We start from the raw sequence: 25,696 nt of genomic DNA, 5'->3' as shown, positions 1-25,696 counted from the left end.
ACCGTCTCGTACGGTGTGGGGTATGACATCTGACACGGCCGCCGGATCGTGGCGCCACTACGGGGACTCGACGCTGCCCGGCCCGCTGGCCGCGGCGCTCGAACTCTTCGCCGAACGCGGGTACGAGGGCGCGTCGATCCGGGAGATCGCCGGCCGGGCGGGGCTGTCGGTGCCGGGGCTGTACCACCACTACCCGTCCAAGCAGGCGTTGCTCGTCGGGCTCACCCGCGTGGTCATGGCCGAGTTGCTCGACCGCAGCCGGCGGGCGCTCGCCGAGGCGGGACCCGGGCCGCGCGAGCAGTTCGACGCCGTCGTCGAATCGCTGCTGCGGTTCCACATGTTCCGCCGGGAACAGGCATTCGTGGCCTCCACGGAGCTGCGCAGCATGGAGGACCCGGCGCGCGCGGAGTACGTCGGTATGCGCGACGAACAGCAGCGCATGCTCGACACCATCGTCGAGGACGGCGTCCGCGGCGGCGAGTTCCACACCCCGTATCCGCTCGACGCGAGCCGGGCCGTCACGACGATGTGTGTCGCGGTCGCCACCTGGTACCGCCCGGACGGCACCCTCGATCCCGACGAGCTGGTCGCGCGCAATCTCGTCATCGCGCGCGGTGCGGTCGGTGCCGGCTGACGGACTGATTCGGCCGCACTTCTCGGTTGGTCACCCTTGACCCGGGGCCGGTCCTGTGCGACGGTAACCCCGACCGAGCGATCGCTCGGTCGGGAGTCGTCGGAGGTGTGCCGTGGCCGTGGATCTGTCGTATACGCCCGAGGTGGAAGACCTCGTCGAGCGAACGCGTGCCTTCGTGCGGGACGTGATCCTGCCGATCGAGGACGCGCACGGGGGTGACATCACCGCCGCCGGCGGGGACGGTCTGCGGGTGGAGTTGCAGGCGGAGGCGAAGGGGCGGGGGTTGCTGGCGCCGCACGCGCCCGTCGAGTTCGGCGGGCTGGGGCTGGACATGAGCGAGCGGTCCCCGGTGTTCGAGGCCGCCGGATACTCGCTGTTCGGTCCGATCGCCCTGAGCATCGCGGCGCCCGACGAGGGCAACGTGCACCTGCTCGCGCACGTCGCGAGTCCGGCGCAGAAGGATGAGTTCCTGGCGCCGCTCGCCCGCGGTGAGGTCCGGTCGGCGTTCGCGATGACCGAGCCCGCGCCGGGCGCCGGGTCCGACCCGTCGGCGCTCACCACCCGAGCCGAGAAGGCGCCGGGCGGCTGGAAGATCAACGGTCACAAGTGGTTCATCACCGGCGCCGACGGTGCCGGCTTCTTCATCGTCATGGCCCGCACGTCCGGGGCGCCGGGGGACCGCGGTGGGGCGACGATGTTCCTCGCGCCCGCGTCGGCGCCCGGCATCCGCGTCGAGCGGCACATCGAGACCCTCGACCGGGCGATGATCGGCGGCCACTGCGAGGTGTTCTTCGACGACCTGTTCGTCCCCGACGAAGCCGTCCTCGGCGCGGTCGACGAGGGGTTCGCGTACGCGCAGGTACGCCTCGGGCCCGCCCGCATGACGCACGTGATGCGCTGGCTGGGCGCGGCCCGGCGTGGGCACGACGTCGCCGTCGACTACGTCGCCCGGCGGTACGGCTTCGGATCCCGCCTGGGCGACCTCGGCATGGTCCAGAAGATGGTGGCCGACAACGAGATCGACATCGCGGCCACCCGTGCGTTGCTGACCCGCGCGTGCTGGGAGCTCGACCGGGGCGAGGCCGCGTCGGACTCGACGTCCATCGCGAAGACGTTCGGGTCGGAGGCGATCTTCCGGATCGTCGACCGGTCGATCCAGATGTGCGGTGGCATGGGTGTTTCCGGTGATCTGCCGTTGGCGCGGCTGTCCCGCGAGGTGCGTCCGTTCCGGGTGTACGACGGTCCGTCCGAGGTGCACCGGTGGGCGCTCGCCAAGCGGGTCGTCGGCAAGGCCAAGCGGGCCGCACGCGAGGAGGGGCAGGCATGACCACGACCCACCTCGATGGACTGGATCTCGTCGCGCTGCAACGGTTCTTCGAAGACCGCGGCGTTTCGACCGCCGGCGAACTGCGGGCCCGGCTGATCTCCGGCGGCAAGTCCAACCTCACGTTCGAGGTGTTCGACGACGTCTCGCGCTGGGTGCTGCGCCGGCCACCGACCGCGGGACTGACACCGTCCGCGCACGACGTCGCACGCGAGTACCGGGTGTGCGCGGCGCTGCAGGGCTCCGCCGTCCCCGTCGCGCCCACCGTCGCGCTGTGCGAGGACGAGTCGGTGATGGGCGCCCCGTTCGCGGTCACCGGGTTCGTCGAGGGGCGGGTGATCCGCACCGTCGACGATCTCGATCGGCTCTCGGATGCCGAGATCGACGCGTCCGTCGAAGAATTGGTCCGGGTGCTGGCGGCCCTGCACGCCGTGGACCATCGCGCGGTGGGCCTCGAAGCGTTCGGCCGGCCCGACGGCTACCTGTCCCGTCAGGTCGCGTTGTGGGCGCGGCAGTGGGAACGCGTCAAGACCCGGGACCTTCCGGACCTCGAGCGGCTGCACGCCCGACTGCAGGACGCCGTGCCCACCGCCTCGCAGGTCGCGATCGTGCACGGCGACTACCGCATCGACAACACGCTCGTCGCCGACGACGATCCCGGCCGCGTGGTCGCCGTGGTGGACTGGGAACTGTCGACACTGGGGGACCCGCTGGCCGATCTGGCCCAGATGTGCGTGTACCGGCACCCCGCCCTCGACGTCATCCTCGGGGAACCGGCGGCGTGGACCAGCGAGCGGTTGCCGTCGGCCGAGGCGATCGCCCAGCAGTACTCCACCGTGACCGGACGCAACCTGGGCCACTGGGGCTTCTATCTGGGCCTCGCCAACTTCAAGCTCGCGGTGATCGCCGAGGGCATCACCCACCGCCACCGCGCCGGCGCCACGACCGGCGAGGGATTCGCGCACGCGTGCGAGGCCGTGCCGCCGCTGGTCGCGGCCGGACTGGCCGCGACGGAAGGAGACCGATGACGAACAGCGCGTTGATCACCGGAGCATCCCGCGGTATCGGCCTGGGAATCGCGCGCCGCCTCGCCGAACAGGGCTACGGGCTGACGATCACCGCCCGGGACGGGGCCCGGCTGGACGCGGTCGCCGCGGACCTGCGGGCGGCCGGTGCGCCCGACGTCGTCGCCGTCGCCGCCGACAGCGCGGACCCCGACACCGCGGCCGCGCTCACCGAGGCCCACGCGACCCGGTTCGGCGCGATGCGGGCGCTGGTGCTCAATGCCGGGGTGGGCACCGCCGGACCCATCGCCGAGTTCCCTATGCGCCGCTTCGACAAGACCGTCGCGGTGAACCTCGCCGCACCGTTCGCGTTGCTGCAGCGCGCGCTGCCGCTGCTGCGTGCGGGCGCTGCGGCGAACCCCGACCACGGCGCGAAGGTGGTGGCGGTGTCGTCCATCACCGGGGTGTACGCCGAGGCGAACCTCGCGGTGTACGGGGCGACGAAGGCGGCGTTGATGTCGCTGGTGCAGACCCTCAACGCGGAGGAGTCCGGCAACGGCGTCGCCGGCACGGCGATTGCGCCCGCGTACGTCGACACCGACATGTCCGAGTGGACCAAGGACCGCATCCCGGCCGCGACCATGCTCACGGTCGGGGACGTGGTCGAGCTCGTCGACGCGGTGTTGCGGTTGTCGAACCGGGCGGTGCTGTCGTCGATGGTGCTCAGCCGGGCGGGCGCCTCCGGGTACGGTGCCTGACCGTGCAGTTGGTTCTCGTCCGGCACGCGCTGCCGGAACACGTCGCCGTCACGGAAGGCCGTGCGGACCCGGCGCTGACCGAGCTGGGCCGCCGGCAGGCGCAGCGACTGCCGGCCGCGCTCGACGGCGTTCCGGTCGCGCGCGTGGTCTCTAGCCCGCAGCGGCGGGCCGTCGAGACGGCGGCACCGTTCGCCCGGTCACGTTCCCTCGTCCCGGAGACGGACGCGCGGCTGGCCGAGTACGACTCCGACCAGCGCTACTACGTCCCGATCCACGAGGCGCGGGAGCGGATGCCCGAGGCCTACGCGCGCATTCGCAGCGGCCTGCTGCCGGAGTTCGTCGACGAGGACGCCTTCCGCCGGCGCGTGCTGACCGCCACGGATGCCGTCGTCGCGCAGTCGAGCCACGAGGACACCGTGGTGATCGTCGCGCACGGCGGAGTGATCAACATCGTGCTGCAGGAGCTCCTCGGCCTGGCGCGGCCCCTGACGTTCCCGCTGGACTACGTGTCGTTCAGCCGGGTGCTCGTCTCCCGCAACGGGGCCCGGCGGGTGGCCTCGGTGAACGAGACCGCCCACGTGCGGGACCTGCTCGTCCGCTGACCTGCCCCGCGAGGGGGACTCGGGGACTCGGGGGCTCGAGGACTCAGTGCACCCCGCGCATGAGGCGCCGGATCCACGGCGAGATCGCGGCGACGAGAGCCCCGATACCGAGGGCGGCGATGCCGACGGTGGCGAAGTACGGCACCTCGTGGTCCTGGGCGTAGAACCCCGACAGGGTGCCGGCCAGGCTCGACCCGAGCGCCACCGACAGGAAGAACAGCGCCACCATCTGGGTGTGGAAGACGGCCGGGGCGAGCTTGGTCGCCAGTGACAGCCCGACGGGGGAGAGCAACAGTTCGGCGAACGTGAACAGCAGCAGGATGCCCGCGAGTCCCAGCAGCGGTGCGCTGTTGGGGCCGCCACCGCTCATCGGGATGAAGCACAGGAACGCGATGCCCATGATCGCGGTGGCCAGCGCGAACTTGATCGGCGACGACGGCTGCCGTGGGCCGAGCTTGGTCCACAGCGCCGCGAACACGCCCGCGAAGACGACCACGAACACCGGCTGGATCGATTGCACCCACGTGGGCGGGAAGTCCCAGCCGAACAGGTCGCGGTTCAGCCGCTCGTCGGCGTAGATCGCGACCGTCGTGAACTGCTGCTGGAACAGCGACCAGAACGCGGCGCTGGCAACGAACATCGGGATGAACGCGACCACCCGGCTGCGTTCGGTGCCGGTGATGCGCCGGCTCGAGAGGATCACCGCGAAGTAGGCGACGGCGGCGGCGATGGTGAGCCCGACGACGATCTCGGACAGATTGCCCGCCGTGATCAGCCCGGCCAGCGCCAGCACCGCCACGACGACGACGGCGCCGATCGTGAGCGCCAGCACGCGCGCCCGGGCCGCGGCCGGCAGCGGGTTGGGGGCACTCGCACCGATTCCCTGCAGGCGCCGGCGCCCCACCGTGTACTGGACGAGTCCGAGCGCCATACCGAACGCGGCCAGCGCGAAGCCGACGTGGAAGCCCCATTCCTTCTGCGCGAACCCGGTGAGCAGCGGCCCGATGAGCGCGCCCAGGTTGATGCCCATGTAGAAGATGGAGAAACCGGCGTCGCGGCGTTCGTCGTCGGGCGCGTACAGATCTCCGACGAGGGAGGTGGCGTTGGCCTTGAGCCCGCCGCTGCCGAACGCGATGAGGACCAGGCCGACACCGACGCCCGGCAGCGCCGGGATCGCGGCCAGGCTGATGTGACCGACCATGATCAGGCACGCGCTGTAGAAGAGTGTGCGCTCGGAGCCCAGCACCCGGTCGGCGAGCCACGCGCCCACGATGGTCGAGAGGTAGACCGTACCGCCGTAGGCGCCGACGATGCTGGTGGCCGTGGCCTTGTCGAGTGCCAGGCCGCCGTCGGTGGCCGAGTAGTACAGGTAGTACAGCAGGATGCCCTGCATGCCGTAGAAGGAGAAGCGTTCCCACATCTCGACGCCGAACAGGTTCGCGAGTGCGAACGGCTGTCCGAAGAAGCCGTGATCGGAGCGGGATCGTTCGGGCGTTTGTTCGGTTGTCGAGCTCATCAAGTTCTCCGGGTATAGCTGTGCGGGGGCGTCGGCCGCCGATTACGTCTGGCGTGCGGGTCGGCGCTTGCGCACTGCCTGTGCGATCGCTCGCCACCCGATGAGGAACAGGGCGAGGAACGTCGCCGCGACCAGCATGAAGGAGAACGCGGTGCCTTGACCACTGGCCGCCCGCAACACCATGCCGAGCACGAGTGTCGACAGCCAGGCGATCACGCCGGTCGGGACCACCAGCCGTGGGTCGAACTTGTCACGGTAGAGGCCGACCGTGACGAGCCACCCCGCCGCGAGACCGGCCAGGAACGGCCACGCCGTGGTGGCGAAGCCCGCGACATCGAGCGCTTCCTCGTGGCTCCGCCGACCGAGCGCGGCGAAGATCAACACGAACAGGATGTCGACGACCGCGGCGGGCAGGTACTTCTTCACGCCGACCAGCGTAGGCCGAGGCCCGCGGGGACCCGGCCGCGACCCGGTACGCGACGACGCCCCGCGCCGGCCCGGACAGGGGCGGCGCGGGGCGTTCGAGGCTTCGGTCAGCGCCGCACGAGCGGCATGATCGCGCGGACGCGGGCGTCCCGCAGGTACAGCCCGCCCCACACGAAGATGCCGACGTACACGGGGGACAGGATCGTCGACAGCAGCGGCTGCTCGGTGAGGATGTTGCACGCGACGGCGCCGCCCAGATATCCCGTGAGCAGCACCGCGCCGAGGATCGAGGTGACCGGCACCAGGTACAGCGCCAGGCACACCAGCATCACCACGCCCATGACGTAGGGCGCGTACTCGGGGAAGCCGTACTCGGTCATCGAGTCGCGGACCGGCTGGATGTTCGCCAGGTGGATCCCGGCGTCGAAGAGGAGGAATGCCGTCACCAGCACGGTGACGACGAGCCCGGCGACGCGCGCCCGGGACGAGACGGGGTCGACGGGCGCGGCGGTGCGGGTGTGCGGGAAGGCAGCAGTCATCACGGGGCTCCGATTCGGTGGTCGCTCCACGCCCGGGTGGGTGGAGCCGTTGCCCGTACAGACCGGGGCCGCGCACGAAACTCATCACCCGACCCGGGGGACGGGCTACGACCGAGCCGCCCCGACGGCACCGGTGGTTCGCTCCAGCGACAGGCGCGCGGTGATCGCCAGCAGCGCGAGGACGGCGAAGAGTGCACCCACCCAGACTGTTCGGTGTGTTCCCAGGTGGTCGAGGGACCAGCCGCCGACGACGGTCCCGATCGTGATGCCCAGGTTCGAGAACGAGATGAACAAGCTGTTGCCGAATTCCGGTGCGTCGGCCGCCTCTCTGCCCATCCAACTCTGCGAGACGACGAGTCCGCCCGAGTGCACCACGCCCCAGATCGACACGGCGACGACCATCGGAACGAAGTACGGTCCGGCGACGTAGACCATCGCGTACACCAGGAGGTAGAGCAGCGGGAACGCGACGACCGTTCGCACCACGCTCCGCCCCAGCAGGGCGCCGAAGAGAAAGTTTCCGGCGATCATCACGATGCCGAAGGACAGGAGCATGGCACTGACCCACGATCCGCTCATTCCCGTCACGTCTCCGAGGTACTCGGCGACATAGCCGTACCCGGAGAACATGGCGGCGAAGAGCGCCGTCACCGACAGGATCGTCAGCCACACCCGGGGCCGGCAGAGGATCCGGACCTGCGCGCCGTACGACATCCGTTGCGTCACCGGCGACGAGGGGAGCAGTGTCAGGATGCCGGCGAAGGCGACCAGGTTGACCAGGGCGCCGAAGGCGAACGCCGTCGAGACGGAGAGGTTCTCGGCCAGATACGAGGTCAAGGGCACCCCGAAGGCGAATCCGATTGTGACACCGGCGAACACCTTCGTCGTGGCCGCGGTGGCGGCCTCCGGCGGCACCAGGCGGACGGCGGTCGCGAGCGCCACCGCGAAGAAGACGGGGTGCACGACGGCGGGGATGATCCGGAAGGCGAACAGCACCGCGAAACTCGACGTCGTGGCGTAGACCAGATTGGACACCGCGAACACCGCAATCGCTACCAGCAGAACGGTTTTCCTGTCGATACCCGACGTGAAGAGCGTGGTGAACGGCCCGGTCACAGCGACGACGAGCGCGAAGACGCCGACCAGCCAGCCCGCGGTGGACGGGCCGACGCCGAACTTCTCGGAGATCTGGGGCAGGACCCCGATCACCCCCATCTCGGTCGTGATGATCCCGAACACGCCCAGCGCCAGGACGGGTATCGACAATTTCGAGTTCACGAATTCCTCCGATCGTGCCGCTCGGGCACTTGGAACTTGGTATCTAGATCCTTATATATCTAGATATATCGATGTATATGGGTGCGACGGCGGAGCGGTGGTGGAGCGATGGATCAGAGCTCGTCGCGCGTGAACGCTCGGAACTCGTCGATCACGGTCTCGTTCCGCCGGTAGTACGTCCCCTTTCCGATGCGCTCGGACTCGAGCAGACCGGCCTCTTTCATTCCTTGGAGATACGCCGAGATCACCGACTGTGCGAGGCCGGATCGACGCCTGATGTCACCCACGCAGACGCCGACGCCGAACCCGAGACCCTGCTGGGTGTACGAGTTCTCGTCGAAGTACTTCGCGGGGTGCTTGAGCCACTCCATGATCTGCAGGCGGGTCGGGTTGGACAGCGCCTTGAAGATCGCCAAAGCATCCATCTGCCGCACCTCGCCCACCGTCCACCGGAACGGATCTACTTTCTTCGATACGTCCGGCGAAGTCAAATCCCGCAGGGTCGAGGTGGGGGCGGGGAACCGAGGACGAGAACCTCTTCCACTTTCAACATATAGCGCAGTGGGGGGCTTGCGGCAAGACCCCCCCTTCCAGCGCAGAATCGTCCGCTCCCGACGAAAACCGAAGGAGGCGATCGATGTTCGACGTGATCATCGCGGGGGCCGGCCCGACCGGGTCGATGCTCGCCGCCGAGTTGCGACTGCACGGCGTCCGCACGCTGGTGGTGGACAAGCAGGAGCAACCGGCGCCCTACGTCCGCGCGCTCGGCCTCCACGTGCGCAGTATCGAGATCCTGGACCAGCGCGGGCTCCTGGAGCGGTTCCTCGCCCGCGGGCAAAAGTTCACCGTCGGCGGCTTCTTCGCCGGCCTCGGCGCCCACTGGCCCGAGGACCTGGACACCACCCAGTCCTACGTTCTCGGCATTCCGCAGACCGTCACCGACCGTCTGCTGGCCGACCGCGCCCTGGAACTCGGTGCCGAGATCCGGCGCGGCTCCGAGCTGGTGGGGATCGACCAGGACGACGACGGCGTGACCGCCGAGCTGGCCGACGGGACGCGTCTGCGCTCGCGCTACCTGGTCGGCTGCGACGGTGGCCGCAGCACGGTCCGCCGACTGCTCGGGATCGACTTCCCCGGCGAGCCCAGCAGGGTCGAGACCCTGCTGGGGGAGATGGCGGTGGGGGTGGATCCCGAGACGCTGGCCGCCGCGACGGCCGAAGTGCGCAAGACCCACACCCGGTTCGGGTTCATGCCGCTCGGCGACGGAATGTACCGCGTCGTCGTACCGGCCGCGGGGGTCGCCGAGGACCGCTCGGCCGCGCCGACGCTCGCGGACTTCGCGCGGCAGCTGCGCGCTGTCGCCGGCACCGACTTCGGCGTGCACTCGCCCCGCTGGCTGTCGCGGTTCGGGGACGCCACCCGCCTGGCCGACCGGTACCGCAGCGGCCGAGTGTTGCTGGCCGGCGACGCCGCGCACATCCATCCGCCGACCGGAGGACAGGGCCTGAACCTCGGCATCCAGGACGCATTCAACCTCGGCTGGAAGCTCGCCGCGGCGGTAGACGGCTGGGCGCCCGAGGGGCTGCTCGACAGTTACCAGGACGAGCGGCGGCCGGTGGCCGTCGACGTGCTGGCGGGCACCCGGGCCCAGATGGAACTGATGTCCACCGAACCGGGTGCGCAGGCGGTCCGGCGACTGCTGTCGGAGCTGGTCGAGTTCGAGGACGTGAACCGCTACCTGATCGAGAAGATCACCGCGATCGGTGTCCGCTACGACCTCGGCGACGGGCCCGAGCTGCTCGGCCGGCGGTTGCGGGACGTGCGCCTGGACGGGGGCGGGCGCCTCTACGAGAAAATGCGGTCCGGCCGTGGGCTGTTGCTGGACCGGACCGGCCGGCTGTCGGTGGCCGGCCGGGCGGACCGGGTCGAGCACGTCGTCGCCTCCAGTGCGGAACTGGACGTGGCCGGAGTGCTCGTGCGCCCGGACGGGCACGTCGCGTGGGTCGGTACCGATCAGCACGAGCTCGAAACGCAGCTGTCGCGGTGGTTCGGTGCGGCCGACGACCGGTCGCCCCACCTCGTCACCCCACCGGACGCTGCACCAGTTCGTCGATGAAGGAAGTGACCTCGTCCGGCTTCTCCTCCGCCATGAAGTGGCCGGCGTCGATCGGTCGGTAGGTGGCGGCCGGGGCCCACTGCTGCCACAGGGACAGGGCGTCGAACCCCAGCGCCGATCCCCAGTCCTGGGACAGCACACCCACCGGGAGGGCGAGCTGAACGCCGGCCGCGCGATCGGCACGGTCCATTTCGAGGTCGATCCCCGCCGTGGCCCGGTAGTCGGCGACGATCGAGGGCACGGCCCGCGACGAGCTGTCGAGATAGTGGCGGCGGATCTCGGGCGGGAAGGTCGTGCCGTCGGTGTCCCACGCATCGAGGAAGGAGGCGAAGAAGTCGTCGGCGACGGCCTCGATCATCCTCTCCGGCAAGCCCTTCGGTTGCGCCATCAGATAGAGGTGCCACGCGACCGCGGCGTCGACGCCGTGGAGGACGTCCCACGTGTCCATGGTCGGCAGGACGTCCAGGATGCCCAGGTGGGTGATCGTCTCCGGGTGGTCCAGCGCGGCCCGGACGCCGACGAGGGCGCCTCGATCATGGCCGATCAGGCTGAACCGGTCCCCGCCGACCGCCCGCGCGACGCCGACGACGTCGCGGGCCATCGTTCGCTTCGAGTAGACCTCCGGCCCGGTCTCCTCGGGCTTGTCGCTGGCGCCGTAGCCGCGCAGGTCGGGCACGATCACGAGATGCCGATCGGCCAGCCGCCGGGCCACGTGCCGCCACATGAGGTGGGTCTGCGGAAAACCGTGCAGGAGTACCACGGGTCGCCGCTGCCGCCGACGGCGACGTTCAGCTCGACGCCGTCCTCACCGGGAATCCGGTGGTAGTCGAAGCCGTCGATGGTCAGGTCCGTCATGCGCGCACCCTTTCGGGGAGAGGTGGGAGGGGAGAGGACGTCCGCCGGGTCACGAGAAGATGGCGCGCGTCGGCGGCTCGTCGCCGGCCGCGCTCGCCCGGAGCGCGGGGACGAGGATGTGATCGACCAGGTGGGCGAGGTACTCGGGGTCGGTCGGGAGCCCGTTCAGCCGGCGCAGGAGCAATACCGATCCGGTGATCTCCTCGTACGGGAAAGACCGTGCGCCGTGCGGTAATTCGCCCCGAGCGACGGCCGCGGCGAGCACCGGGGCCGGAAGTTTCGCGCCCGTCGGGCCGGTCGCCTCCTCGATATGGCTGCACAGCTCGGGGTCCTCGAGGCCGGCCTGCAGCAGCATCAGGCTCATCGATCCGTCGGACGAGCGCATCGTCTCGGCGAGCCGTCCGCACAACGCCAACAGGTCCCCGCGCAGCGTGCCGGTGTCGATCACGGCTCCGGGACCGGCGGAGGCGGGGCCCGCCTTGACCGCCGCGACCACCATCTCCTGCTTGGTGCCCCAGCGCCGGTACAGCGTGGCCTTCGACGACCGCGCACGCCGGGCGACGGCCTCGAACGTCACTGCGTCGTAGCCCACCTCGGCGAGGAGCTCGAGCACGCAGGCGAGAATCTCGCCCTCGCGCACACTGTCCCGCGGGCGACCGGGGCGCACCTCCGCCGCGGCGTCGTCGGCACTACTATTTCGATACGACACGTTTCGTACCGTATCAGGCCGCCGTGGTGGTCCCAACCCGGCCCGGGCCGCGTCGCTCCCACCTCGGGAGTCGCGCCGCCCGTTCGGGCGTTCCTCTCTTTCCGGACTCGGCCGGACGCCGTCCTTTTGCCCTGTTACGGTTTTCTGTGCCGACCGCGAGGAAGGTCGACGTCGTGGGAAATATCCCATGCCACAGAACAGTTCGGGTCCCCCCACCCGATCGGTTCGCGTTGAGGGGGTCGACATGCGTGCGAAGTTTCTGCGATCCGTGGTGGTCGCCGCGGCGGTAGCGATCGGTGGCGTGGGACTGCCGGGCGTCTCGACGGCGGATCCCGGCGGAGGAGCCACCTACTATCTGGCCCTGGGCGATTCGCTGGCGGCCGGATACCAGCCGAACACCGGACAGGACGAGCCGGTCTCCTACGTCGACGACATCTACAGCACGCTGAAGGCGTCGGATCCGACTCTGGAACTCGTCAACCTCGGATGCGACGGTGAGACGACGGTGTCGATGCTCGACGGTGGCAAATGCACCTATCCGGGTGCGACGTCGCAGCTGGACGCCGCCGCGAAGTTCCTCGAGGCGCACCCGGGCAGGGTCGCGTACGTGACCGAGAGCATCGGTGCGAACGACGTGTACCACTGCCTGTCGGGCGGATCCGGTTCGCTCGGGTCGTCCGGGGTGCCGGACGTGGGTTGCATCGGGCAATCGCTCGCCACCGTGGGGCGGAACCTCGCCGCGATCAACAGCCGGCTGCGGACGGCCGGCGGCGACGAGCCGCGATACGTCGGGATGAACTACTACGACCCGGCATTGGCGGGTTGGCTCCAGGGCGGGGTCTCCCGTGTGGTGGCGTCGGCGACAGCCGCGTTGAACAACCTTTTCAGCACCACCATCACGACGGCCAATTCGTCGGCGGGATGGCAGACGGCGGACGTGTTGACGGCGTTCTCCAACAACGACTTCACCCCGGTCGACGTTCCCGGACTCGGCTCGGTGCCGACGAACGTGGCGCGGGTCTGCGCGTGGACGTGGATGTGCACGCAGTACCGGGACATCCACGCGAACCCGATTGGCCACCAGGTCATCGCCGACACCTTCCTGCCCGTGTTGGAAGATGCCGGGCAGGGTTCCGCCGGCTCGACCGGGTCGGGGTCGTAGCCGGGCAGACGTGGAAACGCACCCGCTGCGATCGGGGGAGGGAGCCGCAGCGGGTGCGTGGTCAGGGGAGGATCAGGCCTGCAGGCCGGCCTCGATCTCGAGGTTGAGCGTGATCTTGTCGCCGACGACGGCGCCGCCGCCTTCGAGCGGCATCTCGATGCTGATGCCGAAGTCCTTGCGGTTGATGGTGGTGGTGGCCTCGAAGCCGGCGACCGGGCCGTTGCCCATGCCCGGGTTGACGCCGAGGAACTCGAGCGCCAGCTCCACCGGCTTGGTCACGCCGTGGAGCGTGAAGTCGCCCTCGACGACGAAGTTGGAGCCGGCCGGGCGGACAGCGGTGGAGACGAACGTGGCGGTGGGGAACTGCTCGACGTCGAAGAAGTCGGCGGACTTGATGTGGCCGTCACGCTGCTCGTTGTTGGTGTCGATGGAGGCCACCTGGATCTCGGCCTGCACGGACGGGGTCCCGTCCTCGGCGACGGTGATCGCACCGGTGAAATCGTTGAAGGTGCCCCGGACCTTGCTCACGACGAGGTGCCGGACGACGAAGCCGACGGTCGAGTGGGTGGGGTCGATGGCCCAGGTTCCGGGGGTCAGGTTCGGAAGGGTGGTGGTGGCGGCGGTGGTCATGTGCGCTCCCGATAAGTAGTTGAAACTTCAAAGACTGTGGTTACAACGGTGGCACCACCGCCGCCATTCCGCAACCGGCTGTGTCGTGCGTCACTGCGCAGCGGCGAGCCCCGCCGCATTCTCGGCGGTCGGATTTTTACTACTTTTAAGTAAGTTCCCGTGGTACCTTCACCCTGCCTTTCCGCTCCACCCCACCGAACATTTGGTGGGACGTCTCGAATCTGGTTCTGCCGCCCGTGATCTGGGCCGCGTCGGACCGTGTTGACCAGTGGTTACCGTTGAAGCAAGGAGAAGCAGTTGTCCAAGAAGTCGACCATCGCACGCTGGGCGGGAGCCGCTGCGGCCGCGGCCGGTGCAGTCACCCTCGCTCTCCCGGGCATCGCGTCCGCCGAGGCCACTGCCCCGGTGCCCGCCCCGAAGATTTCGGCCCACGTCAACGGTGATGCCATCGACATGACGGTCACGCAGACGGCCGGCTCGGACGTCTTCTGTATGCCGATCATCCTCGGGGCGGAAGACGCGCTGCCTCTCGCGGCGACGCCGATCGACCAGTGGCCGGGTCTCGGCGATCTCGTCGACAAGGTCTACTACCTCGGAAACGCGACGACGGAGGCTGGATCGACGGTGGAAAGCACCACCGGCGCCGCGGACGGTGAAATCAACACCGGTCTGGTCAAGCCGCTCACTCCCGGCGCATACGCCGTGGTCGGCGCGTGCTTCGGAGGTGACAAGGTCGTGTCCTACAACTACCAGGTCGTCTTCTTCCCGGGCGGCTTCGGCAGCCTCGGGCAGGCGCTGAACCTGGGCAGCGCCACGATCGGCATGGAGGGCGGCAGCGCCGTCATCGCCGACCTGCTGAAGAGCGGCGCCGGCAGCAGCATGCTGTCCGCCAACATGAGCTGATTCGGCACCGCCGACCGAAACGCACCCACGCCGACCGAAACGCAGCTCGACGGAGCGCGTTTCGGTCGGCGCGGGTCCCTACTCGGCCGCGATCCGCGTGGCGGCGGCGAGCACGGCGTGCAGGGCCGATGCCGTCACGGACTGGTCGAAACCCACACCCCAGTGCTCGGCGCCCCCGCTGCGGCACAGTGCGAACGTCGCTGCCCGTCCGGCGCTGCCCAGGCCCACCGACTGCTGCACCAGCGTCAACACTTCGACGGGCCGGCCATGATCGGCCAGGATCTTGGTGAGTGCCTCCACCGGGCCACCCGCGAACGCCGCACCGCTGATCGGTGTGCCGTCGAACTCGGCCTGGATCCGCAGGTGGTCGCCGCCCTCCCGGTGCTCGACGGACCACGGACCGAGGCGGCCGCCGAACCCGTACTCGGCGAACAGCAGCTCCCACAGCTGCTGCGCGGTGATCTCGGCACCGCTGGCGTCGGTGGCGCGCTGCACGCGTCCGGCGAACTGGATCTGCAGTGGCCGGGGCAGGTCCACGCCGTATCCCTCGTGCAGCAGGTACGCGATGCCGCCCTTGCCTGACTGGCTGTTCACGCGAATGACGGCCTCGTAGTCCCGCCCGACGTCGGCCGGGTCGATCGGCAGATACGGCACGTCCCACGGCGCCTGCGCCGGACCCACACCGGCCGCGTCGGCCGCCGCGTGGTGATGGGCGAAACCCTTCTTGATCGCGTCCTGATGGGTCCCGGAGAACGCGGTGTACACCAGGTCGCCGCCGTACGGGTGCCGGGCGTGCACGTCGATCCGGTTGCAGTGCTCGACGATTCGCTTGATCCCGTCGATGTCGGAGAAATCGATCATCGGATCCACGCCCTGAGCGTGCAGGTTCAGGGCGAGGGTCACCAGGTCCACGTTGCCGGTCCGCTCGCCGTTGCCGAACAGACAGCCCTCGACGCGCTGCGCGCCGGCCAGCACCGCCAGTTCGGCGCACGCCACACCCGTGCCCCGATCGTTGTGGGGATGCACCGACAGGATCACCGATTCGCGCCGCGCCAGGTTGCGGTGCATGTACTCGATCTGGTCGGCGTACACGTTGGGAGTCGAGACCTCCACGGTCGCAGGCAGGTTGTGGATCACCGGGCGATCCGGCGAGGCGTCCCACAGTGCGGTGAGACTGTCGCAGACCTGCAGCACGTAGTCGGGCTCGGTCAGGTTGAACACTTCGGGGGAGAATTCGAACCGCACACCCGGCTGGGCGTCGCCGCCGCGTGCGACGTCCTGGGCGGCGTCGAGGATCAGGCCGTGCAGCGCATCCCGGTCCCGATCGAGAACGACGTCGCGCCACGTGGGCGCCGTCGCGGTGTACATGTGCAGCACCACGTTCGGCAGTCCCCGTACCGACTCGAACGTGCGCTCGATGAGATCGGTTCGGGCGGCGGTGAACACGACGATCGTGACGTCGTCGGGGACGAGGTCGTGCTCGGCCAGGTCGCGGACGAAGTCGAAGTCGGTCTGGCTGGCGGACGGGTATCCGACCTCGATCTCCTTGTACCCCATGCCGATCAGCAGTTCGAAGAACCGCCGCTTCCGGGCGGGATCCATCGGTTCGGCGAGGGCCTGGTTGCCGTCGCGCAGATCCACGGGCACCCACAGGGGGGCGACGGTGGTGTGCGCGGCGGGCCACGCGCGTTCGGTCGGGGCGACCGGCACTCGGTCGAAGTACGGGCGGTAGCGGTGGCTGGGCATGGACGACGGGCGCTGACGATTCCAGTTCATGGCGAAGAACTCCTGTGCGGATCGAACGGTCGACCGGCACAGCGGAACCCCGCGGCGGGGTGCCGGTCCGGTCAGACCCCGCCGCGGCGACCGAGAAGCAGTCCGCGGAACGTCATGACGTCTAAACTAGGCGATGACAACTTGTCAGACAACCTGAGGAGATGACGTGACTGCCGCGCTCAGCCGGAACCTGCTGGCCGACCAGGCCGCCGACGAGCTGCGCCGTCGGCTCACCGCGGGCGAGTGGGCGGTCGGGACGAAGCTGCCGGGGGAGACCACCCTCGCGGCCGAACTGGGTGTGGGCCGGTCGACGGTCCGCGAGGCGTTGCGGATGCTCGCCGGTCAGGGGATGCTGCGCGCGCGCCAGGGCTCGGGCGTGTTCGTCGAACGCACCGAACCGGTGGCCGACGGCTGGGAGGCGGTGCTCCAGCGCGAGGCCATCGCATCGATCGTCGAGGTCCGGGCCGCGATCGAGATCGAGGCCGCGCGCCTGGCGGCGGTGCGCGCGACCGGCGCGGACGTCGCCGCGATGCGCCGCGCCCTCGACGTGCGGGCGGCGGCCGCGGACGCGTCGGATCGCGAGTTCGTCGACGCGGACACCGCGGTGCACCGGGCGGTCGTCACGGCCGCCCACAACCCGGTGCTGTCCGAACTGTTCGAGACCCTCGTTCCGCGCGTGGCCGCCGCGATGGTCGAAATGATCGGGCTGCTGGGGCTGCGCGGCCGCGAGGGCGCGCCGGACGCCGACGAACACGCCGCGCTGGTGGAGGCGATCGCCGCCGGGGACGCGGACGCGGCCACCCGGATCAGCCGGGCGCACCTCGATGGGCTGGCGGCCGACCTCGGGTGACCACTCCCGGGCCGCGTGTCGGTCGACGGTGCCCCGAGTTCTAGGCTCGTCGGATCGGAGCAGCCGAGGTGAAGGGGAGCGCGTGTTCAGTCGATTCGTGGCGATCGGTGACAGTCAGAGTGAGGGACTGAACGACGGCGACGATCAGCGAGGCTACCGAGGCTGGGCGGACCGGCTCGCCGAACGGCTGGCGGTGATCAACCCCGACCTGCGCTACGCCAACCTGGCGATCCGCGGCCGTCTGGCCCGTCAGGTGCGGGAGGAACAGTTGGCGCCGGCGCTGGCGTTGCAGCCCGACCTGGCGTCCGTCGTCGCGGGCGTGAACGATCTGCTGCGGCCGAAGTTCGATCCGGTCGCGATCGCGGCCGAACTCGAGATCGCCTTCGAGGCGCTGACCGCGTCGGGTGCGCGGGTGATGACGATGGCGTTCCCCACGCTCGGCGCCGGTATGCCGGGCGGCCGCACGATCATGGCGCGAATCTCGGCGCTCAACACCGAGATCCGTGCGGCGGCGGGCCGGCACGGCGTCGCGGTGATCGACCTCGAGCTGTACCCGGTCGCCACGGACCCGCGGCTGTGGAGCTGGGATCGGCTGCACCTCAATGCCGACGGGCACGACCGACTGGCCGCGGCCGCCGCGACCGTGCTGGAGCTTCCCGGCACCGACCTGCGCTGGCAGGAGGATCTGGGACCGCTCCCGCCCGTCACCGTGCTGGGCCGCGTGCGCGCGGACACCGAGTGGGCGGTGCGGTTCCTCGGGCCGTGGCTCGGCCGTCGCGTCCGCCGGACGTCGTCGGGCACCGGGCGCGTCGCGAAGCGCCCGGACCTCATGCCGGTCCTGCGCAGAGACGACCAGCGGGATGCGTCCGCCGGCGGGTGCCTCGGCGTCGAGTGACGGCGCCGGCGGGACCGCGCTACCGCTGCGAGGTCCGCGTCCACGGGCGCCGAGCCGGCGTCATTCGGGGCGATCGAGCGGCCGGAGCGGGTCGTGCACCGGGGCGGGCTCGGGCCGGACGGTCAGCGGATCGGCGACGACCGTGCGCTCCGGCAACGCGGGTGCCTCGGCCTGCTCGAGGACGGAATCGAGTTCCGGCTCGTCCTGCCGGTGTCCCCGGAACAGGAACGCGAACACGATCCAGCCGACGACGGCGACGAGGATGAAGCTGACGCCGCGGTAGACGAACGCCGCGGCCACCGCCTGGGACGCACTGATGCTCGCGGCCGTCGTCAGCGTCGCGATGAGCGTCGCGTCGACGTAGACGAGACCGCCGGGCGCACCCGGGATGGTGGCGACGGCCTTGCCCGCCGCGAACGCGATCAGCAGGCCCGCCCCCACCGGGTCGGCGCCGATCGCCAGGCACGCCGCGCCCAGGCAGGCCACGTCGGCCACCCGGTGCACCGTCGCCCAGCCGACGGTCGAGGCGGCGTCCCGCCGGCCCAGTTGCACCGAGTCGAGCTGCTCGATCGTGGCGCGCACCGCGTCCATCCCGGTGTCGGCAGGCTTGGACAGCATCCGGTTGACGCGGCCGAGGATCCAGCGCGCCGCCCGTTCGATCGCGTCCGGGTGCGCGGCGACGTAGCGTCCGGCGTACATCAACGCGATCAGCCCGGCCACCGAGAACACCAGCGTGAAGGGACTCACCGGCCCGCCCACCAGGAGCGCGCCGGCCATCCCGATCGCCGCCAGACCGGCGGCCGCGACGACCCCGGAGATGGCCAGCTGCCACGACGCCACCACTGGCGTCGCACCCCAGCGGCGGGTCTCGCGGTACGTGAACGCCGTCGAGAACACCTGCCCGGCCGGGAGCGTCAACGCCATCGCCGTCGACCCGTAGATCACCGCGAGCGACTTGCGCTGGCTCACCACGACCCCGCCGGCGCGCAACAGCTGCCTCTGGAGGCGGGCGTAGCCGCTGAGCGACACCGCCTGCGCCGCGACGCACAACGCGACCCAACCCCAGTGGATCTCGGTCAGCGCCTGCCACGACTCGTGCAGCCGCGGCCACAGGTAGACGCCCTCGCCGACCAACAGCGCCACGAGCAGGGCGCCGAGGACCCACTTGAGCCACCGGAATCGGCTGCGCGGCCGATCGGTGTTGCCGACGCGGGGGTCGGGCTCCGGCTGTGCCACGAGCCCAGGGTATCCAAGATCGCCCACGTCACTCCGGATACAGGACCGGCCACGCCAGATGCGTGTTGCGGCGCCTGCCGCGCAACTGCACCTGATCACCCAGTTCCCAGTGCGCCTGCTCCTCGTCGTCGGCGAAGTACAGCGCGCTGGTGGAGGCCAGGACGCGGCTCGGCCGCAGCTTCGCGAGTTCCGTCAGCCGCGACGCCTCGTTCACCGGATCGCCGATCACGGTGTACTCGAAGCGCTCCGCCGCGCCGATGTTGCCGGCGACCGCGAGGCCCGCCGACACGCCGATGCCGATGTCGAGGCCGGTGATCTCGTTGAGCGCGAAGCGCAGCTCCCGCGCCGCCGCCAGCGCGGCGGTCGGTGCGTCGGGGCGATCCAGCGGGGCACCGAAGATCGCCAACGCCGCGTCGCCCATGAATTTGTTGACGAAGCCGTGGTGCCGGTCGACCACGTCGACGACCACCCGGAAGAACTCGTTGAGCAGCTCGACGACCTCACTCGGGGGCCGCTCGGCCGCCGCGCCCGTCGAACCGACCATGTCGACGAACAGCACCGCGACGAATCGGGTCTCGCCGCCCAGCTCGGTGCCGAACTGCAGCGCCCGGCGCGCGACGTCCTCGCCGACGTGCTGACCGAACAGCTCCCGCAGCACCCGCCGTTCGGCGGCCTCGCTCATCATGCGGTTGAAGCCCACCTGCAGGCGGCCGATCTCGGAGCCGTCGAACACCTCGACCCGCACGTCGGTCTCCCCGCGCTGCGCGCGCTCGATCGCGCGCCGCAGTTGCCGGATGGGATCGGAGATCTGGCTGGCGGTCAGCATCGACAGCGCGAACGCCTGCCCGATCGCCATGATCGACAGCAGCAGGATCGCCCACGCGAGGGCGCTGGGGTCGAACTCGAGATCCGTGGTGAGCTGGGTGACGCACAGCAGGATGATGCCGATGACCGGCATCAGCGTGCCCAGACCCCACGTCATCGCCATGCGGGTGCCGACGCCGGGAGCCATCGTCCGGTCGAACTGGCCCTCGCTCAGCGCCTGCGCCGCGACCGGACGCAGGATCCGCTCGCCGAGCATGTAGGTGAACCCGAAGGTCGTGGTGGCGGCCATACAGACGGTCACCACCACCGCGACCGCGAGTTCCGGCATCTCCTCGACCGTGAGGAACACGAAGATCACGCCGCCCAGGAACCAGAGCACCAGGTGGACGATCGCCTGCCGCAGCGGCGCGTGCAGGGCCGCCATCTGTTCCTTGCGGGTCGGCGGCCCGCCCCGCAACTGCCACCGGATGACGGTGCGCAGCATGACCGCCGCCGCCGCCAGGCTCACGACGCCCGCGAACAACAGGTAGACGCCGAAGATCGCGACGTTCCGGACCCGGTCGTTGATGATGTCCGCCGACTCCGGGATGGGAATGCCGTACCGGACGAACGCGAAGACCAGCACCGCGCCGATGAAGTTCGCCCCGGCCATCGAGAGCATGTAGAGGGGCCACCGACTGCGAATCGTCAGCGCCACTGCTCGGTACGATGCCCACACGACCTCATAATTTAGCCGGACATACTTCCCAGTGCGCCAGCGCACACGGTTGGCGCCCGGCGCTCGTCGTTCCCACGCACGACGGTCGGTGTCCCGATACGCTCGCGCGGTGAGCGACAAGGAACCGGGGGAGGCTCCCGCACAGGCGGAATCGTCCGCATCCTCCGCCCCGACTCCGGTCTCGGAGCAGGCCGTCTCCGGGACGGTGCATCCCCTCGTTCGCGTCGGGGCCGCCTGGACGTGGCGGCTGTTGGTGCTGTTCGCCGGACTGCTCGCGGTGGGCTACGTCGTGTCCAAGCTCGAGACCGTCGTCATCCCCGTCGCGCTGGCACTGCTGCTGGCCGCGTTCCTCATGCCGAGCGTCGACTGGATGCACCGGCGCGGGGTACCGCGATCGGCAGCGGTGATCATCGCCGTCGTCGGCACGATCGGCATCGTCGGGGCCGTCCTGTCGTTCGTGGTGGAACAGTTCGTCGCGGGCCTGCCCGGGCTCAGCGACCAGTTCACCACCAGCGTCACCAAGGCCCAGGAGTGGCTCACCGACGGCCCGCTCCACTTCAGTCAAGACCAGATCCGGAACGCCGGCGACAACGTCGTCAAGGCCGTCCAGTCCAACCAGGAGACGCTCACCAGCGGGGCACTGACCACCGCGACGGTCGTCGGCGAGATCTTCGCGGGCGCGTTCCTCACCCTCTTCACGCTGGTGTTCTTCCTCTACGGCGGCGACCAGGTGTGGGAGTTCGTCACCCGGATCATCCCGAAGAACTCCCGCGGCCGAGTGCGGCTGGCCGGGCGGCAGGGCTTCCACTCGCTCGTCGGCTACACCCGGGCGACGGTCGCGGTCGCCGCAGCCGACGCGGTGGGCATCGGCGCGGGACTGGCGATCCTCGGGGTGCCGCTGGCGCTGCCGCTCGCGTCGCTGGTGTTCATCGGTGCGTTCATCCCGATCGTCGGCGCGTTCGTCACGGGTTTCCTGGCGGTGCTCGTCGCGTTCGTGACGAAGGGACTGCTCACCGCGCTGATCGTGCTCGGGATCATCGTCGCCGTCATGCAACTCGAGGGGCACGTCCTGCAGCCGCTGCTGCTCGGGCGTGCGGTGCGCCTGCACCCGCTGGCGGTGGTCCTCGCCATCACCACCGGCATCGTCCTGGCCGGCATCGTCGGTGGTCTGTTGGCCGTGCCGATCGTGGCGTTCCTCAACACGGCCCTCCGGTCGCTCACCTCGCAGGACCCGGAGGCGACCTACGAGTCCCTCGCCCGGGTGGATCCGTCGATCCCGATGTTCCCCGCCATCCCCGACGAACCGGACGAATCCGAGAATCCGGGCAGCGGCGGGACTGCGGGTTCCCGGGACTGACCTCTATCCTCGAGCGCATGGAGGCGAGAGATCTACGGGTGTCCGATGCCGAGCGCGACCACGTCGGCGAACTGCTCCAACGTGCAGTGGGGCAGGGCATGCTGTCGCTGGGGGAGTTCACCGAACGAATGGACACCGTGCTCGCCGCGAAGACCCGCGGTGAACTGAACGCGGTGCTGGTGGACCTGCCGGGCATGCAGATCGACCCGGCGTACGTCACCGGCGTGCATCCGCCCGTGCCCCACCCGCCCGCGCCGCACGCCGCCGGGGTGCCCGCCGCGCCCGGTCCCGCGATGCCGCCGGCCATGGGCGGATATCCCGCGCAGCAGCCGCTCGTCATCCGCGGCCGGATGTCCACGGTCACCCGCAAGGGGCGGTGGCACGTGCCGCCGGCGCTGACGCTCGACACCCGGATGGGGAGCACCACCCTCGACTTCACCGAGGCCGTCATGCAGACGCAGGTGGTTCACCTCACCGTCGACGACGCCTGCGGGTCGGTGACGCTGGTCCTGCCCGAGGAGGCGACCGCCGACCTCAACGACATCGACACGGTCGGTGGTTCGGTCTCGAACAAGGTTCGCACCGGCCCGCCCTACGGCCCGCTGCACCTGGTCGTCCGCGGACGGGTTCGCTTCGGCTCGATCACCGCGCGATACCCGTTCGGCACGGCGCTGCGCCGAATGCTCGGCTGACACCGGGCCGGTCGAATGCTCGACTGACGCCGGGCCGGCCGAATGCTCCGCTGACGCCGGTGGCTCAGTCGTCGTCCTTGTGGCGGGCGAGAAGCTCGCGCACGCTCACGGTGGCGCCGTCCCCGCCGCGATGACGGCCCGGGTTCTCCGGTTCGGGCTCGGGCCGGGTCACCGGCGCCGGCTCGGCCGCCGGAGCGGTCTCGCGCTCGGTCTCGGGCTTGCGCTCGGGCTCGGGCTTCGGTGCGGGAGCCGGCTCGGATGCCGGGCTCGGTTCCGTCTTCGGCCGTAGTGCCGGGATGGCACCGGTGTGGGGGGCGTGCAGCGCTGCGAGCCACGGCACCTCGTCGCCCTCCATCCGCCGCGCGGCCTGCGGGCGCTCGACCTTCGGCGTCGGAATGCTCGCGGTCGGCTCGGCGGGCTGAGACGGGGCCGGACGGGTCTGCGGTGCCTGTGTCGTCTGCGGTGCCTGCGTTGTCTGCGGTGCCTGCGGGGTTCGCGGCGGCCGTCCGTTCGGGGTGGTGCGGGGGGTCGCCGAGCGGGCCCGCGGAGCCGCCGAGATGCGGGGGAGCGGCTGGGTCAACGGGTCCGGTTCCCGCGCCGGCGCGGGCGCGGGCGCAGGAGCCGACGTCGCTGCCGGCGCAGGCGCCGCGGCCGCCGAAGTGGAAGACGTCTGCGGACCGCCGGTCGCCGGGGCGCCGACCGCGGCGAGGTCGGGGACGTCCACCGCGCTCAGTTCGCTGTCGAGGATGGGCTCGCCCAGGCCGATCTTCTGCTGGATGCGCTTCATCCACGCCGGTGCCCACCAGCAATCGTCACCGAGGAGCTTCATGACGGCCGGGACCAGGAACATGCGGATCAGCGTCGCGTCGATGACGAGCGCCGCGATCATTCCGTAGGCGATGTACTTCATCATCACCAGTTCGGAGAAGCCGAACGCGCCGGTGACGACGATGAGGATCAGCGCCGCCGCGGTGATGATGCGACCGGTGTGGGCGGTGCCGATCCGGATGGCCTCGGTGGTGCTCGCGCCCTGGCTGCGCGCCTCGACCATGCGCGAGAGCAGGAACACCTCGTAGTCGATCGAGAGGCCGTAGATGATCGCGACGATCAACACCAGCACCGGCGAGGTGATCGGACCCGGTGTGAAGTTGAGCAGCCCGGAACCGTGACCGTCGACGAAGATCCAGGTGAGGATGCCGAGCGTGGACCCGAGCCCCAGCGCGCTCATCAGCACGGCCTTGATCGGCAGCACGATCGAGCCGAACGCCAGGAACATCAGCAGCGTGGTCACGAGCAGCACGGACACGACCATGAGCGGCAGGTTGTCGAGCAACGCGTTGATGCTGTCCTGCTCGATCGCGGGCGTGCCACCGACGAGGACCTGCACCCCGTCCGGGATGGGCATCGCACGCAGGTAATCGATGGTGTCGGCGGAGTCGTTCCGGTCGACGAGACCGGCCTTGAGGACCTGGACGCCGTCCTTGGCGGGGCCGGTGATCGAGAACTTCTCGACCAGCCCGGGCGCCCCGCTCGCGGTCTTGAGGATTTGGCCCACCTCGGTGCCGTCGGCGCCCTGGATCACCAGTTTCACCGGCTCGGTGCGCTGTCCGGGAAACAGCTCGTCGAACTGTTCCTGCGCGACGCGCGCGGTGTTGTCGGTGGGGAGGTAGTCCTCGTTGATGCCACCGAACTTGATGCCCGTCATCGGGATGATGAGCAGCAGCAGTCCGACGACGATGGGGATCGTCACCTTGAGCGGATGGCGCATCACCCAGCGGGTGAGGCGGCCCCACAGGCTGGCCTCGATCTCCTCGGTCGACTTGATCTGGCCGAAGCGCTTGAGGCCGAACTTGTCGATCCGCCGGCCCAGGATGCTGAGGATCGCCGGCAGCACGGTGACGGAGGTGAACGCGGCCAGCAGCACCGTCGCGATCGCGCCGTACGCGACCGACTTCAGGAAGCCCTGCGGGAACAGGATCAGCCCGCCGAGGCTCACCGCGATCATGGTCGAGGAGAACAACACGGTCCGGCCCGCCGTCATGACGCTGCGCCGCACCGCCGTGCGGGTGTCGTAACCGTCGCCCAGTTCCTCGCGGAACCGGCTCACGATGAAGAGGCCGTAGTCGATCGCCAGGCCCAGGCCGATCAGTGACACCACCGACGCCACGAACGCGTTGACCTCGGTGAAGTGCGTGAACACCCGGACGATGCCGTTGGCGCCGAGGATCGTCAGGCCGCCCACGATGAGTGGCAGCGCGGCTGCGACGACGCCACCGAACACGAAGAACAGCAGCACCGCCACCGCCGGGATCGCGAGGATCTCCATTCGGTGGATGTCGTTCGCCATCGTGTCGTTGATCGCGCTCGCGACCGGCTGCATGCCGGCGAGCTGAACCTCGACCCCGTCGATCTGGAACGAGTCCTTGATTGCGCGGAAGTTGTTGGTGATCGCGGTGTCGTTCTCGCCCGCGAGCGCGATGCTGGCGATCGCGTGGGACTTGTCCGTGGTGGCCAGTGCGGGCAACCGCGTCGTGTTCGGCAGCGGGAAGTAGCTGCCGTTGATCTTGGTGACCTCGTCGGGATGGTCGGCGAGCAGACGTTGCAGGCTGTCGGTGACCTTCGCGGTGAACGCGGGATCGTCGACGGTCTTGCCCTCTGGTGCCGTGTACATCGCGACGACGTCGCCGGCGGTGTCCCGGCCGAAGGTGCCGTCCGCGAGCTTCGCGGCCGCCACCGATTCGGAGCCGGGGTCGTCCCAGCCGCTCTGACTGAGGTGATCACCGAGCCCGGACCCGTAGGCGCCCAGCGCCAACAGCCCGGCCACCATCACCGCGATGACGGTGAAACGGGCCCGGTAGACGAGATCTCCCCAGCGAGCGAACACGTATCGA

At 70.0% G+C, this 25,696-nt stretch carries 25 protein-coding genes; 12 read left to right on the top strand and 13 right to left on the bottom strand.

From position 1 onward, the window contains the following. Positions 1 to 22: 22 nt before the first annotated feature. The 5 genes from E7742_RS16365 (at position 23) to E7742_RS16345 (ending at position 4,322) form a co-directional block, all read left to right on the top strand. A complete protein-coding gene (locus tag E7742_RS16365) occupies positions 23 to 634 on the top strand; it encodes a TetR/AcrR family transcriptional regulator (protein ID WP_137799900.1) in 612 nt (203 codons plus the stop codon). Between the two features lie 112 nt (positions 635 to 746). Then, positions 747 to 1,961, top strand: a complete 1,215-nt coding sequence (locus tag E7742_RS16360; protein WP_137799899.1) for an acyl-CoA dehydrogenase family protein — start codon at positions 747 to 749, stop codon at positions 1,959 to 1,961. Then, on the top strand, positions 1,958 to 2,986 hold the full coding sequence (locus E7742_RS16355) for a phosphotransferase family protein (protein ID WP_137799898.1): 1,029 nt from the start codon (positions 1,958 to 1,960) through the stop codon (positions 2,984 to 2,986). The genes E7742_RS16360 and E7742_RS16355 overlap by 4 nt, the downstream gene beginning before the upstream one ends. Further along, positions 2,983 to 3,720 carry an SDR family NAD(P)-dependent oxidoreductase gene (locus tag E7742_RS16350; protein WP_137799897.1) on the top strand — a complete coding sequence of 246 codons (738 nt, stop codon included), beginning with the start codon at positions 2,983 to 2,985 and terminating at the stop codon, positions 3,718 to 3,720. The genes E7742_RS16355 and E7742_RS16350 overlap by 4 nt, the downstream gene beginning before the upstream one ends. 2 nt (positions 3,721 to 3,722) lie before the next feature. After that, positions 3,723 to 4,322 carry a histidine phosphatase family protein gene (locus tag E7742_RS16345; RefSeq protein WP_137799896.1) on the top strand — a complete coding sequence of 200 codons (600 nt, stop codon included), beginning with the start codon at positions 3,723 to 3,725 and terminating at the stop codon, positions 4,320 to 4,322. 43 nt (positions 4,323 to 4,365) lie between these two features. On the opposite strand, the gene E7742_RS16340 is transcribed toward E7742_RS16345, so the two are convergent. From E7742_RS16340 to E7742_RS16320, 5 genes are all read right to left on the bottom strand, one after another. After that, positions 4,366 to 5,838: a peptide MFS transporter gene (locus E7742_RS16340; protein ID WP_137799895.1), complete on the bottom strand. Its 1,473-nt coding sequence runs from the start codon at positions 5,836 to 5,838 to the stop codon at positions 4,366 to 4,368. A gap of 42 nt (positions 5,839 to 5,880) precedes the next feature. Further along, positions 5,881 to 6,264: a DUF3054 domain-containing protein gene (locus E7742_RS16335; RefSeq protein WP_137799894.1), complete on the bottom strand. Its 384-nt coding sequence runs from the start codon at positions 6,262 to 6,264 to the stop codon at positions 5,881 to 5,883. Between the two features lie 107 nt (positions 6,265 to 6,371). After that, the gene (locus E7742_RS16330) at positions 6,372 to 6,803 is read right to left on the bottom strand and encodes a DoxX family protein (RefSeq protein ID WP_137799893.1); all 432 of its coding nucleotides are present in this window, start codon (positions 6,801 to 6,803) and stop codon (positions 6,372 to 6,374) included. A gap of 105 nt (positions 6,804 to 6,908) precedes the next feature. Continuing rightward, positions 6,909 to 8,081 (bottom strand): MFS transporter, encoded by a 1,173-nt coding sequence (locus tag E7742_RS16325; RefSeq protein WP_137799892.1) that lies wholly within the window; start codon positions 8,079 to 8,081, stop codon positions 6,909 to 6,911. A 113-nt stretch (positions 8,082 to 8,194) separates the two neighbouring features. Then, the gene (locus E7742_RS16320; RefSeq protein WP_137799891.1) at positions 8,195 to 8,506 is read right to left on the bottom strand and encodes an ArsR/SmtB family transcription factor; all 312 of its coding nucleotides are present in this window, start codon (positions 8,504 to 8,506) and stop codon (positions 8,195 to 8,197) included. A 212-nt stretch (positions 8,507 to 8,718) separates the two neighbouring features. Between E7742_RS16320 and rox the strand changes: the two genes are divergently transcribed. Beyond that, on the top strand, positions 8,719 to 10,197 hold the full coding sequence (gene rox, locus E7742_RS16315) for a rifampin monooxygenase (RefSeq protein WP_137799890.1): 1,479 nt from the start codon (positions 8,719 to 8,721) through the stop codon (positions 10,195 to 10,197). Here the strand turns inward: rox and E7742_RS16310 are convergent. The 3 genes from E7742_RS16310 to E7742_RS16305 are packed head-to-tail and all read right to left on the bottom strand — an operon-like array spanning position 10,163 to position 11,761. Beyond that, on the bottom strand, positions 10,163 to 10,909 hold the full coding sequence (locus E7742_RS16310; protein ID WP_441346859.1) for an alpha/beta fold hydrolase: 747 nt from the start codon (positions 10,907 to 10,909) through the stop codon (positions 10,163 to 10,165). The two genes, rox and E7742_RS16310, sit on opposite strands and share 35 nt — an antisense overlap. Next, complete coding sequence (locus tag E7742_RS23885; RefSeq protein ID WP_441346858.1) at positions 10,876 to 11,052, bottom strand: hypothetical protein; 177 nt, start codon at positions 11,050 to 11,052, stop codon at positions 10,876 to 10,878. Before E7742_RS23885 ends, E7742_RS16310 begins: the two co-directional genes overlap by 34 nt. Before the next feature lie 49 nt (positions 11,053 to 11,101). Next, a complete protein-coding gene (locus E7742_RS16305) occupies positions 11,102 to 11,761 on the bottom strand; it encodes a TetR/AcrR family transcriptional regulator (RefSeq protein WP_254699034.1) in 660 nt (219 codons plus the stop codon). A gap of 244 nt (positions 11,762 to 12,005) precedes the next feature. On the opposite strand from E7742_RS16305, the gene E7742_RS16300 reads away from it, so the two are divergent. Beyond that, positions 12,006 to 12,923, top strand: coding sequence for an SGNH/GDSL hydrolase family protein (locus tag E7742_RS16300; RefSeq protein WP_175420512.1), 918 nt, complete (start codon positions 12,006 to 12,008; stop codon positions 12,921 to 12,923). A 72-nt stretch (positions 12,924 to 12,995) separates the two neighbouring features. On the opposite strand, the gene E7742_RS16295 is transcribed toward E7742_RS16300, so the two are convergent. Next, the gene (locus E7742_RS16295) at positions 12,996 to 13,553 is read right to left on the bottom strand and encodes a YceI family protein (protein ID WP_137799887.1); all 558 of its coding nucleotides are present in this window, start codon (positions 13,551 to 13,553) and stop codon (positions 12,996 to 12,998) included. A 297-nt stretch (positions 13,554 to 13,850) separates the two neighbouring features. Between E7742_RS16295 and E7742_RS16290 the strand changes: the two genes are divergently transcribed. Continuing rightward, on the top strand, positions 13,851 to 14,456 hold the full coding sequence (locus tag E7742_RS16290; RefSeq protein ID WP_137799886.1) for a hypothetical protein: 606 nt from the start codon (positions 13,851 to 13,853) through the stop codon (positions 14,454 to 14,456). 78 nt (positions 14,457 to 14,534) lie between these two features. Here the strand turns inward: E7742_RS16290 and E7742_RS16285 are convergent, their stop codons facing one another. Continuing rightward, the gene (locus E7742_RS16285; RefSeq protein WP_137799885.1) at positions 14,535 to 16,232 is read right to left on the bottom strand and encodes a 2-isopropylmalate synthase; all 1,698 of its coding nucleotides are present in this window, start codon (positions 16,230 to 16,232) and stop codon (positions 14,535 to 14,537) included. A gap of 166 nt (positions 16,233 to 16,398) precedes the next feature. Between E7742_RS16285 and E7742_RS16280 the strand changes: the two genes are divergently transcribed. Both E7742_RS16280 and E7742_RS16275 read left to right on the top strand, forming a co-directional pair. Beyond that, positions 16,399 to 17,082 carry a FadR/GntR family transcriptional regulator gene (locus E7742_RS16280; RefSeq protein WP_137799884.1) on the top strand — a complete coding sequence of 228 codons (684 nt, stop codon included), beginning with the start codon at positions 16,399 to 16,401 and terminating at the stop codon, positions 17,080 to 17,082. Between the two features lie 82 nt (positions 17,083 to 17,164). Then, positions 17,165 to 17,977 (top strand): SGNH/GDSL hydrolase family protein, encoded by an 813-nt coding sequence (locus E7742_RS16275; RefSeq protein WP_254699033.1) that lies wholly within the window; start codon positions 17,165 to 17,167, stop codon positions 17,975 to 17,977. 60 nt (positions 17,978 to 18,037) lie between these two features. On the opposite strand, the gene E7742_RS16270 is transcribed toward E7742_RS16275, so the two are convergent. After that, a complete protein-coding gene (locus E7742_RS16270) occupies positions 18,038 to 19,213 on the bottom strand; it encodes a lysylphosphatidylglycerol synthase transmembrane domain-containing protein (protein WP_137799882.1) in 1,176 nt (391 codons plus the stop codon). Between the two features lie 28 nt (positions 19,214 to 19,241). Further along, on the bottom strand, positions 19,242 to 20,699 hold the full coding sequence (locus E7742_RS16265; RefSeq protein ID WP_137801259.1) for an adenylate/guanylate cyclase domain-containing protein: 1,458 nt from the start codon (positions 20,697 to 20,699) through the stop codon (positions 19,242 to 19,244). A gap of 262 nt (positions 20,700 to 20,961) precedes the next feature. Here E7742_RS16265 and E7742_RS16260 point away from each other — a divergent pair, with 262 nt between their 5' ends. Together E7742_RS16260 and E7742_RS16255 are read left to right on the top strand one after the other, a co-directional pair. Further along, entirely contained in the window at positions 20,962 to 22,113 is a 1,152-nt protein-coding gene (locus E7742_RS16260) for an AI-2E family transporter (RefSeq protein WP_137801258.1), read from the top strand. A gap of 17 nt (positions 22,114 to 22,130) precedes the next feature. Beyond that, positions 22,131 to 22,805, top strand: coding sequence for a DUF1707 SHOCT-like domain-containing protein (locus E7742_RS16255; RefSeq protein ID WP_137799881.1), 675 nt, complete (start codon positions 22,131 to 22,133; stop codon positions 22,803 to 22,805). A gap of 64 nt (positions 22,806 to 22,869) precedes the next feature. Here E7742_RS16255 and E7742_RS16250 read toward each other — a convergent pair whose 3' ends face one another. Continuing rightward, positions 22,870 to 25,689 (bottom strand): MMPL family transporter, encoded by a 2,820-nt coding sequence (locus E7742_RS16250; protein WP_137799880.1) that lies wholly within the window; start codon positions 25,687 to 25,689, stop codon positions 22,870 to 22,872. Positions 25,690 to 25,696 lie beyond the last annotated feature (7 nt).

It is taken from the genome of Rhodococcus sp. SGAir0479, assembly GCF_005484805.1.
In the GTDB taxonomy this organism is placed as follows: domain Bacteria; phylum Actinomycetota; class Actinomycetes; order Mycobacteriales; family Mycobacteriaceae; genus Prescottella.
The sequence above is the reverse complement of the archived record's forward strand: the minus strand, read 5'-3'. Positions and strand labels throughout refer to the sequence as shown.